A 17,314-nucleotide genomic window follows, 5' to 3' on the forward strand; every position below is an offset into this window, starting at 1 on the left:
TTCAAACCGACAACGTTATGAAAAGCACTTTTGCCTTACTGTTTTTCCTGGGTATTGTATCAATAGCCTCAGCACAAAACAGTAAAAGAACTTCCGCCTATTTATCATTACAAAATGGTCAGACCGAAAATGCCATAGCATTGATTGAGGAAGCCATTAAGCATGAAAAAACGGCTGAAGATCCTAAAACCTGGTACTACCGTGGCCTTATTTATACCACTGCGATGGGCAATGAGGAAATGAGAGAGAAGTATCCTAATCTGACGGATCTTGCCTTTGAATCTTATCTCACTGCAAGGAAGTATGATGAGAAAGAAAAGTTTGACAAGGAAATAAATGAGAACCTGAAGCAATTGCTGATAGATGCCTACAATACCGGAGCAAAGGCGTATACAGATAAGGATTTCAAGGCTGCGTCTCAGGCATTTGAATCTTATCTTGCAATGAGCAAAAAGGTAAATCCTGATCAGATAGATACGGCCGCTATTTTTTATACAGCACAGGCGTATGTAATTGAAAAGGATATGGAAAATGCCCAGCGAACCCTGAAGAAATTGGCTGAGCTGGATTACCAGGATCCGTGGGTATATTCCTCATTACACCAGATGGAACTCAATGATGGCGATACCGCAGAGGCCATTAAATACATCGAACAAGGAAGAAAATTTTTTCCGGAAGATGTGTTACTCAGCAACATGGAGGTGAATTTATATTTAAAACTTGGCCAGACGGATGTGCTGATTGAAAAGCTCCGGAAAGCATCAGAACTTGATCGGTCCAACACCAGTATTTTAGTGGCTCTTGCCAATGTTTACGACAAAGCGGGCAAAATTGACAGCGCAATAATGATCAACCGCAGAGCGCTGGCAAGAGAACCCAATAACTTTGAAGCTAACTACAACCTGGGCATAATTTACTATAACCAGGGTGTTGAGATCGTAAATCAAGAGCTGAATGAAACCAATATTCAAAAGGCAAATCAATTAAAGGCTGAATACAAAGAGATTTTCTCCGAAGCTTTGCCTTACCTGGAAAAGGCACATGAAATAGATCCTGAAGATAAAAATACAATGATATCGCTCAGAGAAATTTATTTGAGGCTTGATAAAAGAGAAAAAGCTGAGGCGCTGAATGCTTTGATGCAGGAAAAGTAACTGGTTTCAAAACTTTAACAAAACCACCTGAACGTGTTGTAGTTCAGGTGGTTTTGTTGTTATAAGTGAAAAATTCAATTGTTATATAATTTATATTATGTTAAGTTGATATTTGAATAAAGCAAGCGTATCTCTGACCAACATGATCCCTCTCTCTTACTAAAAGCACTGCTTACTTTCATTATTGCTCAAAATCTTCCATTACATCCGGAAAGTTCTTATCCGTTATTTTCTTTATTCTAAGCTCCGCATCATCAAGATAATCCTGACAGTTTCTTATCAACTCTGTAGCTTCTTCAAAAAGCGCCAGGCTTTCCTCAAGTCCCATTTCAGCATTTTGCATTGCCTCTGTAATTTCATTTATTCGTTTAATCTGCTCCTCAAAACTTCTTTTCTTTTTCATTTTCTTAATCGTTTAATCCGGGTAACCTCTGAAAATATCCTGCCTCGGGCAGTTACAGTTTCCAGTTCATCGGCCACAGCCACATTGCCAATTGATTTTATGATCTTTCCGTCTTTCAGCGTCAGCGAATATCCTCTTTCCAGGTTTTGTTTCACGTCCAATAACTCTATTCGTTGCGCCAACACTGCCAGGTGATGCTTTTCTGAAACTAATTTGTTTCTCATTAAGGTTGTTATCGTTTCCTGCTTTTTCTTTAGTTGGGCTTTCATCCCATCGCACTTCAGAATCGCCTTAAAATAACGCAACTCTGACCTTTTTTGCCCCAATACCTTTTCTGCGAGGAAGGAAAGTTTCCGTTGTTCCTCATCCAGTTTCTGGCTATACTCCTTTACAAGTCTCTCAGACTGCCGTCTCAGCAGCAATTCTGCATTGGAAAGGTAATTCATCAATTCCTTTGCATCCGGCACTGCAATTTCCGCAGCAGCCGTAGGTGTTGAAGCACGATAATCTGCAACAAAATCAGCGATGGTAAAATCTGATTCATGTCCCACTGCACTTATTACCGGGAGCCGCGAAGCAGCAATTGTTCGCGCCAGGGTTTCATCATTAAAACAAAACAATTCTTCAAAGGAGCCGCCTCCCCGGGTCAGAATAATTAATTCCAGCCCTGATATCTGGTTCAGTACTTCAACACTTCTGCACATATCTCGGGAAGCCGCTATTCCTTGCACCAGCGTAGGCAACAGCACGACTTCAATATGAGGAAATTTCGTCCTGAAAACTCTGATCATATCATGAATTACCGCGCCCTGGGCAGAAGTAGCAATTCCGATTTTATGGGGCAAAAAAGGCAAAGGACGCTTTCGGGCGGCTTCAAAAAGTCCTTCTTTTTCAAGTTTTTCTTTTAAGCGGAGATATTGCTGGTATAAGTCCCCTACCCCGGTTTTTCTTATTTCAGAAACCAAAAACTGATACCTGCCTTGCGCCTGGTAAACCGAAAATGACCCACGCACCACCACCATTTCTCCTCTGTCCAGATCAGGCATTTTGAAGGCGGTACGGCCGGTCTTGAACATTACACAAGATAATTGGCTCGCGGGGTCTTTTAAAGAAAAGTAAAGATGCCCGGATTGAGCTCGGGTAAATTGTGATACCTCTCCTTTTATAAAAATATCCTGCAAGGAATCTTCTTCTTCCAGTAATTCTTTTACAAAAGATGTAATTTCAGTTACGGAATATACAAAGGCAAAAAGATCTTGCTGCATAAAAGAAGATTAGGAAGTAACAGGTTTAAGAGATACCATAATGAACAGATAAAAAAAGGCCATATCCTGAATATTCAGAATATGGCCTTTTGCTGTAACAAAAAATCATCAGGATTTCGCTCTGGGCTTTCTGCCTCTTCTGCCTTTTGGTTTGACGGAAGTGGCTGCCGGAGCAGGTGCCGGAGCCGTTTCAGTTTTTCTTTTTCTTCCCCGTCTCTTGCCGGTAGTAGCAGTGGGTTTAGCTTGCACAGCCGGAGATGCACTTTTAGGAGGTCTTCCTCTGCCTCTCTTTTTTGGTGCTGCTTCAGCTTTGGCTGGTCTGCCGGCTTTTTTTGCGCGGCTGTCACCTGAAGAAGCTTTGGCTGCAAGATATTCCTCAGTTGCTTTTTCAGTTAATTTTTTCCTGAGGTTATTTTGATATTCCTCTTTCAAATTATCACCCTTAAACCAATCCTTTAAACCATAAACATTACCTCTGATGCCTTCAGCATTGTAAGGTTGTATCTGGTCATTTACATGTTGCAGGCGGTATAAACTACCGGCAATTGCAGCTTTTAATTTAGTCTCATCTTTCTCCGGAACGTTGTAGCGTGTTCTTGCCCTGTCCACTAATTCATTGGCCGGCATGGGTTCGTTTTCTTTCTCCAGGGTCTTTAAAATATACGTTCCCCATTTTGATTTTCTGCCTCTTCTACCCTCGTTTTTTGCTTCCTTTGGTTTGGAAGTAGTTGCAGGGGCTGCTGTAGTAGCAGCAGTAGCAGTGGTTCTTTTACGTCTTCTCCGTTTTTGTGGAGCAGGAGCCTGTTCTGTAGTGGCTGCACTTGCAGAACTTCCTGTGGCCGGGGCACTTGCAGTTCTGGTAGCCGGTGCTGTAGGAGCCGGTGCTTTTACTTCAGACCCGCCAGTATCCAGTTTGCCAATTATTGACTGCACATGGTCCAGCCGCTTACGGAGATTAGCCATTTCCTGTTGGTAAAAGGCTTTCATCTCCAATACTTCGTTCTCTGATAAACTGAAATTTCTCATTGGTTTTTGATCATTTATTTGAAAAGGCAATATTATAACAAAAAGATTAAAAAATAAACATAAGAATTGTTCAAAATGAAAATATTTGATTTGGCTATTTGATTCGCTGAATAACTAATATGCTGTTTAAAAGCATATTAGGCTATAAAATACGTCTGTTTTTAGCATTGTTAATATGTGAATAAAATTAATCTAACGGGAGTTCCGAACATGCAATCCATGCCATCAGCCCCATTCCGATTTTTAATGCATCCTCATCTATATTAAAGCGGCTGGTATGTAAACCGGCATCAATTCCTTTGTTTTCGTTTGCTATACCAAGCCTGTAAAAACACCCGGGAACCTGCTGAGAATAATAAGCAAAATCTTCTCCTGTCATTCGCACCGGAAGATCCACAACATTGTCTTCTCCTAAATATTTAATGGCGTGGTTTTTAGCTTGTTGCGTAACTTCGGGATCATTAACTAAAAAGGGATATCCTTTGCGGATTTCAAAATCACAACTGCCTGACATGCTTGCGGCAACTCCTTCCGCAACTTTTTTCATCAGGCGATGAGCTTTTTCACGCCATTCTTCATTTAATGTTCTGAATGTGCCTTCCATTGTTACGGTATCGGGGATTATGTTAAAAGATCCCTTTCCAGTAATTTTTCCAAATGATAATACGGAAGGAATATCAGGGCGGGCATTTCTGCTTACGATCTGTTGCAATGCAATTATAATATGCGAGGAAATGAGAATGGGGTCAACAAGCTTATAGGCAAGGGCTGCATGGCCTCCTTTTCCTTTAATTGTAACATAAATTTCATCCGTAGAAGCCATATATTGCCCTGGCCTGAAACCCACTTTGCCTACTGGCAGATCGGGAAAAACATGCTGTCCATAAATTTTACCGGGCCGTGGATTATCCAATACTCCGGCCTTTATCATTAATGAAGCTCCGCCAGGATCTCTTTCTTCTCCGGGTTGAAAAATCAGCTTGATGGTTCCCTGAAAATTATCCCGTACCTCATTTAAAATTCGTGCGGCCCCTAAAAGAGATGCCGTATGGACATCATGGCCACAGGCATGCATTATTCCTTCGTTTTGCGATTTATATGGAACTTCGTTTTGTTCAACTATAGGCAGTGCGTCATGGTCTGAACGCAATGCGATGGTTCTGCGCTCTGGATTTTTACCTTTTATGATTCCTACCAGGCCGGTATCTGCCACACCTTCTGTATGTTCTATATTCATAGCTCTCAGTTCATCTGCTATGAATTTTGCTGTTTTAAATTCTTGAAATGACAATTCCGGGTGGGCATGAATGTGCCTTCTGATTCTTACAACATCCGGATGATATTCATCTGCCAGTGTTTTTATTCTTTGTTCAAGATTCATCATTAAGATATTAAGTTAGTGTCTGATAGTTCATGTCATCGATAATTGGCAGAAATCTGCAGTTGCTTCAGGCATCGTTTTATTATATACAGTATGCTATGTTCAACCTGAATCCCAAAGTTATTGTTTCTAAATTAAGCTGGATTCCGGATTGATTATCAGGTTGCTTTGTCTATTCAAGTATAGGATATTAGGATAAAAAAAGAGCGGCTGAATGAAAAACTTACATTCAACCGCTCCTATAGCTGATTGCCGGCAATTCTGAAAGCGATCTTCTACACTTTATAACGGTAACGGTTATCACTGGGTGGAAGATTGCGCAATGCCTCAATAAGTTCTGTTTTATCCAGTTTTTGATAATTATCAATGTTCTTTTCTGCGGCTTTGGTTCTCAACTGCTCTTCAGTCCAGTTCTCATATTGTGGTCTCTCACCAGGGTTTCCTGATTCTTCATCCTTTTGATTGGATACCGGTGTATAGTTCTTTCCTTTTTCCATTTTAGCTGCTTCCTCGGCCTGCTCTCCGGTCATGCCTTGCTCCTGCATGGTTTTGCTCATTGTCTCGTCCTTCCCGGTAAGGTTTTTATGCTGTTTAATAGTCATGTGTTCTTTGCTTTTATTTTTGATATAAAACGCAGCCGAAAGGATATGTTCATTTTTGCGAGCATTGCAAAAAACTCGAAAGGGCTCAACCTATCTGGAAACGGAAACACCTCCTTGCGTGTTTACATGAAATATTAACGGCAGCCTGACCGAAGTAACAAGTATGTATACGTAAGCGATTAAGCCTACCTGAAACGACCGTTGCTGCACGGGTTTTGCTATAATGCGATCAAATTTTCAAACGCTTTTATTAACTTTGCGCCCCAATTTTTTCCCCGCAGTATTTAGCTATCCAGCCTTTTTCATCATTAAAACTTATTCAAAGCTTTTTTCAGGATGTTTTTTCCTGGACAGGGGCATGGCATTTGTTAAGGCGAGCGCCTGGAAATTTGAAACGTGTTTTCGATTAAAAAGTATTTCTATGACAAGTAAATTACATAAGGAGGTAGAATGAGACAATTAAAGATCAGTAAACAGTTTACCAACAGGGAAAACAAATCGCTGGACAAGTATCTGAACGAAATCAGCAAGGTGGAAATGATAACGCCTGCCGAAGAAGTGGAACTGGCTAAACGAATTAAGCAAAATGACCCCTATGCGCTGGAAAAACTCGTAAATGCAAACTTGCGATTCGTGGTTTCTGTAGCTAAACAGTATCAAAACCAGGGGCTTACCCTGGGCGACCTGATCAATGAGGGAAATCTTGGACTTATTAAAGCTGCGCAGCGCTTTGATGAAACCCGTGGTTTTAAATTCATTTCTTACGCAGTATGGTGGATCAGGCAATCCATCCTGCAGGCACTGGCAGAACAATCGCGGTTGGTGAGGTTGCCCCTTAATAAGGTTGGTTCCCTCAGCAAAATCGGGTCTGCGGCTGCCGAGTTGGAGCAAAAGTTTGAAAGAGAGGCAACAACAGAGGAAATTGCTGAAAAGCTGGAACTTCCTCAGGCGGAAATTGAAACGACCCTTTCCACTTCAAGCAAGCACCTGTCAATAGATGCACCCATCAGCGATGAGGAAGATACTTCGTTGCTTGCATTATTAAGCAATAACGAAGAACCTGATCCTGACAAGGACTTGCTGCATGAGTCGCTGCAAAAGGAGATCATTCGTGTAATGTCTATTCTTTCTGAGAAAGAAAGGGAGATCCTTAAACTCCACTTTGGATTGGAAGGAAATTACCCACATTCTTACGAAGACATTAGCGAAAAGGTGAACCTGACACGGGAGCGTGTCCGGCAAATCAAGGAAAAGGCACTCAGAAAACTGAGGAAGTCTTCAAAAAGCAAGCTGCTGAAAGCTTATTTGGGTTAACCCCTTTGCATTTCAGAAAGTAAAAAAGGCTGTCTTATTTATAGGCAGCCTTTTTTTATTGATTTTCCGGATCGTTTTTATTTAGATCAGATCATCATATTTAAAGCTAAGCTTTAACAGCGATCAATGATATTTCCACCCTTGCATCCTTAGGTAAACGTGCTACCTGTACCGTTTCCCGTGCAGGGAAATTTTCAATAAAATAGGCTCCGTAAACCTCATTCACGATGGTGAAGTCATCCATATTCCTTAGAAAAATGCTGCATTTCACCACATCAGAAAGCGCCATTTCTGCTTCTTCCAAAATATACTTCAGGTTTTCCATTACCTGGCGGGTTTCTGCTCCCACGCTTCCCCGGAGCAACTCGCCATTTTCAGGGTCAATGGCGATCTGGCCACTGCAATAGAGCGTATTCCCTGCTTTAACTGCTTGATTGTAGGGTCCTATTGGATTCGGAGCCTTGGCTGTATGAACGATCTCTTTCATCATAAAACAATTTGAGTTGTTGTCTTCCCAGGTGCCTCAGACCATTCCACACAATCTCTATATCCTGCTCTATCCTGTAATCTCTTGCATAGAGGAAATTAAGCCGCTCCAACATTGGAAGGCCCATTTTTCTGTAGGCGTAGCGATCTTGTGGAGTTAATATACCCCGTGGTATTTTTGGCAGCGATTCTTTTTGTTCCACCGGCACATATCCTACCCAGCTTTTCTTTGCGGAAAGCACCTGGATTATATTTCTGAAATATCCGCCTTTGTCTTTAATTCTCCAGATTAAAACCGGAGAAGCCACAAACAGAAACAGCGTAATACCAAGATCCATTAATCTTTTTCTGAAGCGGACATCCGGCCTTGACAGCGCCAGATGAAGCTGGATAGTATAGAGATCACCCTGCGCATGCTTTGAATTGCTGCCAATAATAAAGAGGCTCTCCTCAGGAACGATCTTATAATTTACGTTTGCTTTGCTGATTGTCGTCATCCAATGAATTATTTCGCGGGAAGACACATCCTTGGAGCAGAATATAATTTCGTTTACCTGATATACTTCGGCAATTTCATTAAGCTGCCGGATGGAACCCACAAAGTTTGTTTCGTTCTCGTACGACTCCTCGGTAGCAACAAATCCGGTTAGATTAAAATTAACACGGGTTTTTTCAAGCAAGGCCAACACGCGGTTGGCCTCCTGTGGATTTCCTACTATTGCCACTCGCTTCTCCCTGGGTTCTCCAAAATCAAGATTCCGCTCCCGCACAAGGTGCAATAACAGCCGGTTAAACATCATAATTACAGCTGCGATAGCAGCGCCCAAAATAATGAGCGCGCGCGAATAGCGGAATGATTCCGGTAAAAATGCATAAATAACAGATATAAGAATTGTCCCTGCTACCACGCCTTTTACCAGTTTTCTTAAACTATAGGGCCTCTGGTAGCTGCCTGAAAGCGCATTGGTTAAAATCCAGATCAGCGTATAGGCGGGAAAACTGTAATAAACCAGCTCAACCGGATATTCACCGCCATCAATATATTTTACTGTGCTTTCCCAGTAATTCTTTAAAAGCAGCAACCCGCCAAATATCATTGCTGCATCTGTTGCCGGCAGGGCCAGTGTTTTAATGATTCGGGCAATGACAGATGCTGTTGCCCGCAGGTAAATTGCAATGTTGATAAGAAAGGAAAACATTTTCGCCTGCCCGGAAGAAAAATGCTTTTTCGCAAAAATTACCATTGCATTATAAAAGATAAAAACATAGTTCACGCTGCTTTTGCGTGTGCTTTCTCCTTTGTAATGAATGATCCGCGTTTTAGGATAATAGTAATTTTTATAACCTCCTTTTTTTATCCGGTAAGAGAGGTCTATATCCTCGCCATACATAAAAAAGGTCTCGTCCAGAAGGCCGATTTCATCCAGCACACTTTTGCGCATCAGCATAAAGGCTCCGGCCAGTACATCCACTTCGTGTACTTCTTCGGGGCTTAAATAGCCAAGATGATAGCGGCCAAACACCCGGCTTTTTGGAAAAAGCGAAGAAAGCCCTGACATTTTATAAAAAGCCACGGAGGGCGTGGGGAAAGCGCGCTTCGATTCCGGCAGAAACCGCCCTTTTCCATCCAGCATTTTTACGCCCAGGCCACCAGCCATTGGATAATCGTCCATGAAGCTGACACATTTTGTGAAAGTGTCTTCTTCCACCACCGTATCAGGATTGAGCAGGAGAATATATTCCGCTTTGCTCAGGGATATTGCCTGATTATTGGCGGCAGAAAAACCCGCATTTTTCTCATTTACAATGAGCTTTACTTCAGGGAATTTATGCCGCACCATTTCAGCGCTACCGTCCACCGAATTATTATCTACTACGTAAACTTCATATTCGCCCAGGCCGGCCTCTGTCATTCTTTTTCCGGCTCTCCTCACAGAATAGAGCGCCTGTTCAAGAAAATACTTTACGTTGTAATTGACTATAATTACTGAGAGCTTCATACGCTATAAGGTATGCGGGTGATGATAGAGCGTCCAAGGGTAATTTCGTCAGCATATTCCAACTCCCCTCCCACCGCTATTCCGCGCGAAAGCGTAGAAATCCGGATATCCATTGGTTGGGTTTTTTTTGAGATATAGAACATGGTAGTGTCACCTTCCATTGTGGCGCTGAGGGCAAAAATGATTTCCCCTACTTTTTCTTCTTCAATGCGAACGATCAGATTGTTAACATTAATATCATCCGGCCCGATTCCATCCATCGGAGAAATCAGACCGTTCAGCACATGATATTTGCCACGGTACTGCCCCGTGTTCTCAATGGCCAGTACATCGCGCACATCCTCTACAATGCACAGCACGCTTCCATCCCGGTACGGATTTCCGCAAATCGCACAGATATCATCATCCGTAAGGTTATGACATACCTGGCAGTGCTTCAGATTTTCAGATAGCTTTTGAAGAATACCACTAAAATGAGAAATTTCAGCAGGCCGCTGTTTCACCAGGCTTAGTACCAGCCGGGTTGCAGTTTTTTTCCCGATTCCAGGTAACCGCATAAATTCATTTACTGCTTCTTCAATAAGCTTAGAAGGATATTGCATGTAATGTTTAGCCACTCTATGAAGGCTTCAAAGTTCCTAAAAAATGGCGGGAATGCAGGTATATAACAAGTAGGGGCAATTTTAAATTTAATTAAAACTTTTCTCATAAAGTTGACGGACGCCTTGCACTACTTCCGAATTACTAAGCCGGTAGAAAGACCCTGGCAGTTGAAGCATTCCCAAATTCTGAAAATGCTGATCGTCATGAAATCAAGTTTATCGAGAATCATGAAATTTTCTAAAACTTAAAACGCAAATCCATATTTAAACAGGAAATATTTATTACTCAATATGACACGAAAGTATTTCCTGCTGCTCTGCTCCTTTGTTTTTATTCTTTCAGGCTGTAATGAAATTAAAGAAGTTATCAAAAAAAGCAGTCCGCATGAAGTATATACCAAATCGCTGGTAAAAGCCGGGCTGGAGCAGACTGCACTGGGGCGGCAATGGCAGCAAACGGCCAGCGCAGCATTGAGCGATTCTCTGATCATTTCATTGCCCTATCAGGAAGAAGGATATTTTTTCGCGGATAAAGTCCAGGCTACAGGATTGCGATTTACCGGAAAGCGCGGCCAGAAAATGATCTTTAGTCTTGAAACCACTCCGCCAGCACATTTCAGGATTTTCATGGATCTGTTTATATTGAAGGAGGGGAAATCTCCTGAGCAGGTGGCTTTTCTGGGCGAAGATGAGTTCATGATGGAATTTACAGCCAAAAGCAATGCGGAGTATCTTCTCCGGATGCAGCCGGAATTATTAAAAGGTGGCCGCTACACTCTTACGATCCGTTTACAGCCTTCACTCGGTTTTCCTGTTGCCGAAAGCGATACACGGTCCATCCTCAGTTTTTGGGCTGATCCCCGTGATGGCGGAGCACGATCGCATGAGGGCGTGGATGTATTTGCACCGCGCGGAACCCCGGTAGTGGCCGTAAGTAACGGAATTATTACGCGCACCGGCACCAACCGGCTGGGTGGAAAGGTGGTGTGGCTCCGGGGCGAAGGTGCCAGTTATTATTACGCCCATCTGGATTCGCAAATGGTGGGAGCCGGAAAAAGAGTAAATACCGGGGATACGCTCGGCCTGGTTGGAAATACCGGAAACGCCCGCTACACGGCTCACCACCTGCATTTTGGGATTTACACATCAGGAGGTGCAATAGATCCGCTTCCCTTTATTGACAACCGCTTGCCACAACCTGCACCCCTCACTGCTGACATTTCTGCTCCAGGAAAGTTAATGAGGGTTACCGCAGCGCAAGCCAATCTCAGGAGAAGTCCGGAAAACTCCCGGCCTGTATTGGGTGGCGCAGAGCGAAATACACCGTTTACCGTACTTGCTGCCACAGAAGATTGGTTTCGAATACAGTTGCCTGACATGAAGCTGGCTTACTTCCATTCATCGCTGGCTGCACCTGCCGGGGAGCCTTTTTCTGATGTTCCGGCTCAAACCACGGATTCTTTATATGAAGCGCCTGCCCCTTCTGCCCTGCTCGTACAAATGGCCCGGTCAGCTTCTTTACCGGTGTATGGGCGCTACAATGAATTTTATCTGGTAAAAACTGAAACGGATAACTGGGCCTGGAAAAGAGAGTGAAAATCAGGATGCTCCTGCATAAAATCATTCCGCGCGGGTTCAGATTTTTCTGCATTCAAAGACAAATCCTATGAAAGTTTTCCCGTCCAATGATCGTTCAGAGCCTGGGTTTATACCTGGATCTGTCAAATATTTTCTGGTAATTTTTATCGGCAAATAATTCCTGAACTGTCACCGCATCATTATCGTCCATATAATTCCTGACTATTTGCCAACCAAGATATTCTCCGAGCCGTGGCGATGATTCCTGTGGTACACCTTCGGCAATCGTGAATGGCGCATCCCTCATGTATCTATCCTTAATGACTTGTTTGGTTATATAAAAAAGCTCTTCCTGTACAAAATGCTGGTACATTTCGCCCTCATTTTCCTGCGCCCATTCAAGCTGCTCACCCGTATATTCTATTTTAATAGTATCATCCATTTCAGGAGCCATCACGTCCAGCCAAAAAAGCATTTTTCCCTGATATATCATTTCGCTGAGTAATGTATTATCCACATATTCTGCCTCCGGGAACTTCATTGAATAATATGCCTTCAGCACCTGCGCATCAATATATTCCGGCCGGAATCGCCTCATCTGGTAATTGTAATAATCGCGGCTGGGATAAAATTTATAATCAGCGCCCAAAAACATATCAGGCGAAATAGCGATAAAAGCGCCCTCAAACGTTACGACCTGATAAGTCATTCCGGTAATGATCGTAAAAATTGCAGGCAGGGTATCCTTGGGATAATAATATTTAACATGCCGCATTCCTTCTTCAATCTCCTGTTCATACTGGTCAAATTTGCGGAACTGCGCCATCTGGTCATTATATAGTTCACGCATGTAGGGATCGTACACGAACTTCTTAAGATTTTCCACATAGCTCTCCTTTTCAACCGAACCTGCACGCAGCAAATGCTCAACGTAAAAACGGAACATTTCAGGATATTTTTCCTGAAGACTGACGATTTCCTTTTCAAAATTTTCTTCTGGAATATTAAAAAGCTCAACCTCAAAACGCTTCACCTCAATGGGGGCTTCAATATGGGACACGTCCACATCATACCTGCCGGAATCACAGGCATAGAAGAAAAAAATGAAAATAATTTGTGGAAGGAAAAGATGGTATTTTCGCCACGCAAAACCAATCATATCATCATCTGTTTAACACCATAAATCTGACAAACGGCAAAACTATGAAAAACCTTGTTGCCTTCCTGATACTCGCTTTCATTGCATTTAATTCGACCGCCCAGGAAAAATCAACACCTGATTTTCAAAAGGTAAATTTTGGATTGCGGTTTAACCCGCTGATCTCCTTTCTGAAAGTAGACTCTGATACACTGGAAGGCACAGGGCCTAAACTCGGCTTTTCCTACGGAGCCATGCTTGAATTTAATTTGGCTGAGAATTATGCGGTTGCATTTGAGTTAATGCTGAGCCAGGTTCCCGGCAGTTTTAAATATACTACCTCAGGTATTGATTCTTCTGTGGAAATGAATGTTCAATATGTGGAAATTCCTGTAATGCTTAAAGGAAAGACGAATGAGATTGGCTATTTTACTTATTTCGGACATTTTGGACTTGACATAGGAATGCGCACTGTTGCAAAAGGTGATGTGCTGGTGAAAAATGTACTTAAATATGAGGATATTGTATTGAATGGAGAAGAGATTATAAGCGATGGTGAGCGTACGGGGGTGATGGCTCCGGATGTCCGGTTTTTCAGATTGGGATTGGTAATTGGCGCAGGTGCGCAATATTCGCTCGGAGGCTCTACCTATTTGCTGGGTGGCCTATCATTTAATAACGGTTTTACTAACGTGGTTAAAGAGCATCCTATAAAAAGCGCTTATGTAGCCCTCAATCTTGGTGTTTTGTTTTAATATTAAATTTAATTGCAACTCAATTTACACATGAGAATTGCACTTGCCCAGCTTAATTACCACACGGGCCACTTCGATTATAATACCAACAAGATCATTACAGCCATTCAAAAAGCCAAAGCAGAAAAAGCCGATTTGGTGATTTTTGCTGAACTGGCTATTTGTGGATACCCTCCCCGCGACTTTCTGGAGTTTGATCACTTTCTGGAGCTTTGCGAACAGAGTATGGAGAGCATTGCCCGTGAATGCGTTGGCATTGCTGCCATTGTAGGAGGGCCTTCCCACAATCCCCGGCCCGAAGGAAAGAATCTTTTCAATTCCGCATTTTATTTAAAAGACGGGAAGATTGAGCATATCTACCACAAAACGCTCCTGCCTACATACGATGTTTTTGATGAGTACCGGTACTTTGAGCCTGCCATTGAACATTCCTGCATTGAATTGAATGGCTGCCGGATAGCCCTCACGATATGTGAAGATATCTGGGACTTGCTGGAAGATCCTCTTTATACGGTAAATCCTATGGACCAGCTCATCAGCCAGGCTCCGGACTTTATGGTGAATATTGCCGCATCTCCTTTTGCCTGGAAACATGATGAACGCAGAAAGGACGAACTGCGAAAGAACGCTTCGAAGTATCAATTGCCAATCTTCTATGTAAACCATGTGGGAGCTCAGACTGAACTGATCTTCGATGGGGCTTCAACCGTGATGAATGCGAGAGGAAGCGTATATGATGTGTTGGATTGTTTTACAGAAGATCTCAGGATATATGATCTGGAAGACGTCAGGAAGCAATCGCCCATTGTGCGCTATTCAAAACCTTCAAAATATGAACTTATCCATGATGGGCTTGTGCTTGGAATTCGCGACTATTTTCAGAAGCTGGGATTTAAAAAAGCTATTCTCGGCCTTTCAGGAGGAATTGACTCAGCACTGGTTGCTGTGCTGGCAACGGAGGCGCTGGGCAACGAAAACGTGCAGGCCGTAATGATGCCGACCGAATATACCTCCGGCAGATCAAAGTCAGATGCGGAGAAACTAGCTGATATCCTTGACATTTCATATAAAATAATTCCGGTTCAAAGTCCTTATCAGGCGTTTCTGGCCGAATTGAATCCTTACTTTGGAGATATGCCTTTTGGTATTGCCGAAGAAAACATGCAGGCGCGAAGCCGGGCGATCATCCTGATGGCACTGGCCAATAAATTCGGGTACATCCTGCTGAATACCTCTAATAAAAGTGAACTGGCCGTGGGCTATGGAACGCTGTATGGCGATATGGCCGGTGGGCTGTCAGTAATTGGAGATATTTATAAAACAGAGGTTTTCGAACTCTGCCGTTATATTAATCGCAATGACGAGAAAATTCCGGAGTCTATACTTACCCGGCCTCCTACCGCAGAATTACGACCGGATCAAAAAGATTCGGACAGCCTCCCACCATATCAGGTGCTGGATGAAATACTGCACGAGTATATAGAAATGCGACTGGGTCCGCGTGAGATCGTAGCAAACGGATATGATGAGGCCACCGTAAAACGCATCCTGAAAATGGTGAATCAAAGCGAGTACAAACGTGCGCAGTTCCCTCCTATCCTGCGCGTTTCTGACAAAGCTTTCGGCATGGGAAGAAGAATGCCGATCGTAGCCAAATACCTGGGATAGCCGGACATTTTCATGTGAAATGCTATACATTAATTAACTGAATATCTTGTATATCAATAGGTTTCGCCTCCATCAATACTTTAAGGATTTGTGTAAATTCAGTACAGTGCCTTCGATGCAAGAACCATTATAAGACATTGATATTTACAGGTAAAACAACACTTTTTGTACTTTTGCAGCCGCAAAAAAATGTTTTCTAACTTTTAAATAATTTTAAGAATGATCGAGACCAAGGTGAAAGCCGAAGATTATAAGGTAAGGGATATTTCCCTGGCTGCCTGGGGGCGCAAGGAAATTGAACTGGCAGAAGCTGAAATGCCGGGACTGATGGCAACACGCGAAGAGTACCGTGATACCCAGCCTCTCAAAGGTGCCCGGATTGCCGGATGCCTCCACATGACCATCCAGACTGCCGTGTTGATTGAAACATTGGTGGAACTTGGCGCAGAGGTCCGCTGGTCGTCTTGCAACATCTTTTCTACGCAGGACCACGCGGCAGCTGCCATTGCCGCTGCTGGCGTTCCTGTTTTTGCCTGGAAAGGATTGACCGAGGAAGAATACGAGTGGTGCATTGAGCAAACACTGTTTTTTGGCAGTGAAGACAAACCACTGAACATGATCCTGGATGATGGTGGCGACCTCACCAATGTGGTGCTCGACCAATATCCTGAAATTGCCAAGCATGTAAAAGGCATCAGCGAAGAAACAACCACGGGCGTACTGCGCCTCTACGACCGCATGAAAAAAGGCACACTTCCAATGCCTGCCATCAATGTGAACGACTCCGTTACCAAAAGCAAATTCGACAACAAGTACGGTTGCCGTGAAAGCTGTGTAGACGCCATTCGCAGGGCCACGGATATTATGATGGCCGGTAAAGTGGCCGTAGTAGCCGGATTTGGAGATGTGGGCAAAGGTTCAGCAGAATCGCTGCGTGGCGCTGGCGCTCGCGTCATCATCACCGAGATTGACCCGATCTGTGCGCTCCAGGCAGCGATGGAAGGTTTCGAAGTGAAGAAGATGATTGATGCCGTGAAGGAAGCCGACATTATCGTTACGGCCACTGGCAACAAGGACATCATAGCAGGCCCCCATTTCGAGGCCATGAAGGACAAAGCCATTGTGTGCAACATCGGCCACTTCGACAATGAAATTGATATGGCATGGCTGAACAAAAAGCATGGTGCTACAAAAGACACCATCAAGCCGCAGGTAGATAAATATACTATTGACGGCAAAGACATTATTGTGCTGGCTGAAGGCCGCCTCGTGAACCTGGGCTGCGCTATGGGCCACCCTTCATTCGTAATGAGCAACAGCTTTACGAACCAAACGCTGGCGCAAATAGAACTTTGGAACAATACGGACAAATACGAAAACAAGGTTTACGTACTTCCAAAACATCTTGATGAAAAAGTTGCCCGCCTGCACCTGCAAAAGATCGGTGTGGAACTGGAAGAACTTTCGGCTGACCAGGCCGCATACATTGGCGTGGATAAGAATGGACCTTATAAGAGCGAGCATTATCGCTATTAAGCGTTCATATTTTAGATTTTAATGTATTAAAAAAAGGGAAATCCGGTTTGGGTTTCCCTTTTTTTGATTAGTTATGAGTTGTCCTGGTTTTTTCCCCAACCCCATTGTGCTAATTTCAATTCAACCGTTCTTCAAGATTTACTGTGATCTCATCACCGGCTTCTTTGCCAATAGCTTGTCGGATTTCCTGCTTCACCGGTAATTTATGATTGCCATTCCCGAGCGCCATGAAAGCACTCTGGAACGGGTGGCCGTCTATTGTTCCTTTCACTTTCACCAGGCCTTTAGTGCCGAAAAATGCAGCAGCTTCCGGCCACATCACGTATGTGTGTCCCCCTTTTGCCGGGCTTTTCTGCAGTGTTGCTATAAATTGTTGTTCAAGTTTCATTACGCTTATTTCAAACCA

The 17,314-nt window shown here is 43.3% G+C and carries 16 protein-coding genes; 6 read left to right on the forward strand and 10 right to left on the reverse strand.

Annotation, left to right across the window (positions count from 1 at the left end):
* Positions 1–17 precede the first annotated feature (17 nt).
* Positions 18–1,154: a tetratricopeptide repeat protein gene (locus WD077_11750; protein ID MEX0967905.1), complete on the forward strand. Its 1,137-nt coding sequence runs from the start codon at positions 18–20 to the stop codon at positions 1,152–1,154.
* 181 nt (positions 1,155–1,335) lie between these two features.
* On the opposite strand, the gene xseB is transcribed toward WD077_11750, so the two are convergent.
* The 5 genes from xseB to WD077_11775 form a co-directional block, all read right to left on the reverse strand.
* Entirely contained in the window at positions 1,336–1,557 is a 222-nt protein-coding gene (xseB, locus tag WD077_11755) for an exodeoxyribonuclease VII small subunit (GenBank protein MEX0967906.1), read from the reverse strand.
* Complete coding sequence (gene xseA, locus WD077_11760) at positions 1,554–2,822, reverse strand: exodeoxyribonuclease VII large subunit (protein MEX0967907.1); 1,269 nt, start codon at positions 2,820–2,822, stop codon at positions 1,554–1,556. Before xseA ends, xseB begins: the two co-directional genes overlap by 4 nt.
* A gap of 108 nt (positions 2,823–2,930) precedes the next feature.
* Entirely contained in the window at positions 2,931–3,848 is a 918-nt protein-coding gene (locus WD077_11765) for a hypothetical protein (GenBank protein MEX0967908.1), read from the reverse strand.
* 187 nt (positions 3,849–4,035) lie between these two features.
* Complete coding sequence (locus tag WD077_11770) at positions 4,036–5,229, reverse strand: M20 family metallopeptidase (protein ID MEX0967909.1); 1,194 nt, start codon at positions 5,227–5,229, stop codon at positions 4,036–4,038.
* A 275-nt stretch (positions 5,230–5,504) separates the two neighbouring features.
* Positions 5,505–5,831, reverse strand: coding sequence for a hypothetical protein (locus WD077_11775; GenBank protein ID MEX0967910.1), 327 nt, complete (start codon positions 5,829–5,831; stop codon positions 5,505–5,507).
* Positions 5,832–6,281: 450 nt separating this feature from the next.
* Between WD077_11775 and WD077_11780 the strand changes: the two genes are divergently transcribed.
* On the forward strand, positions 6,282–7,145 hold the full coding sequence (locus WD077_11780; GenBank protein MEX0967911.1) for an RNA polymerase sigma factor RpoD/SigA: 864 nt from the start codon (positions 6,282–6,284) through the stop codon (positions 7,143–7,145).
* A gap of 106 nt (positions 7,146–7,251) precedes the next feature.
* On the opposite strand, the gene WD077_11785 is transcribed toward WD077_11780, so the two are convergent.
* The 3 genes from WD077_11785 to recR are packed head-to-tail and all read right to left on the reverse strand — an operon-like array spanning position 7,252 to position 10,233.
* Positions 7,252–7,635, reverse strand: coding sequence for a RidA family protein (locus WD077_11785; GenBank protein MEX0967912.1), 384 nt, complete (start codon positions 7,633–7,635; stop codon positions 7,252–7,254).
* Entirely contained in the window at positions 7,568–9,631 is a 2,064-nt protein-coding gene (locus tag WD077_11790) for a glycosyltransferase (GenBank protein ID MEX0967913.1), read from the reverse strand. Before WD077_11790 ends, WD077_11785 begins: the two co-directional genes overlap by 68 nt.
* Positions 9,628–10,233 carry a recombination mediator RecR gene (recR, locus tag WD077_11795; GenBank protein ID MEX0967914.1) on the reverse strand — a complete coding sequence of 202 codons (606 nt, stop codon included), beginning with the start codon at positions 10,231–10,233 and terminating at the stop codon, positions 9,628–9,630. Before recR ends, WD077_11790 begins: the two co-directional genes overlap by 4 nt.
* A gap of 291 nt (positions 10,234–10,524) precedes the next feature.
* Between recR and WD077_11800 the strand changes: the two genes are divergently transcribed.
* Positions 10,525–11,829, forward strand: a complete 1,305-nt coding sequence (locus WD077_11800) for a M23 family metallopeptidase (protein MEX0967915.1) — start codon at positions 10,525–10,527, stop codon at positions 11,827–11,829.
* Positions 11,830–11,926: 97 nt separating this feature from the next.
* Here WD077_11800 and WD077_11805 read toward each other — a convergent pair whose 3' ends face one another.
* Entirely contained in the window at positions 11,927–12,970 is a 1,044-nt protein-coding gene (locus tag WD077_11805; GenBank protein MEX0967916.1) for a hypothetical protein, read from the reverse strand.
* Between the two features lie 44 nt (positions 12,971–13,014).
* On the opposite strand from WD077_11805, the gene WD077_11810 reads away from it, so the two are divergent.
* The 3 genes from WD077_11810 to ahcY all read left to right on the forward strand — a co-directional run bounded on the left by WD077_11810 (position 13,015) and on the right by ahcY (position 16,908).
* The gene (locus WD077_11810; protein ID MEX0967917.1) at positions 13,015–13,704 is read left to right on the forward strand and encodes a porin family protein; all 690 of its coding nucleotides are present in this window, start codon (positions 13,015–13,017) and stop codon (positions 13,702–13,704) included.
* 30 nt (positions 13,705–13,734) lie between these two features.
* Positions 13,735–15,372, forward strand: a complete 1,638-nt coding sequence (locus WD077_11815; GenBank protein MEX0967918.1) for an NAD+ synthase — start codon at positions 13,735–13,737, stop codon at positions 15,370–15,372.
* A 219-nt stretch (positions 15,373–15,591) separates the two neighbouring features.
* A complete protein-coding gene (gene ahcY, locus WD077_11820; protein ID MEX0967919.1) occupies positions 15,592–16,908 on the forward strand; it encodes an adenosylhomocysteinase in 1,317 nt (438 codons plus the stop codon).
* Positions 16,909–17,023: 115 nt separating this feature from the next.
* Here ahcY and WD077_11825 read toward each other — a convergent pair whose 3' ends face one another.
* A complete protein-coding gene (locus WD077_11825; GenBank protein MEX0967920.1) occupies positions 17,024–17,296 on the reverse strand; it encodes a DUF1905 domain-containing protein in 273 nt (90 codons plus the stop codon).
* Between the last annotated feature and the right edge of the window lie 18 nt (positions 17,297–17,314).

This window comes from Bacteroidia bacterium (assembly GCA_040880525.1).
Lineage (GTDB): Bacteria > Bacteroidota > Bacteroidia > CAILMK01 > JBBDIG01 > JBBDIG01.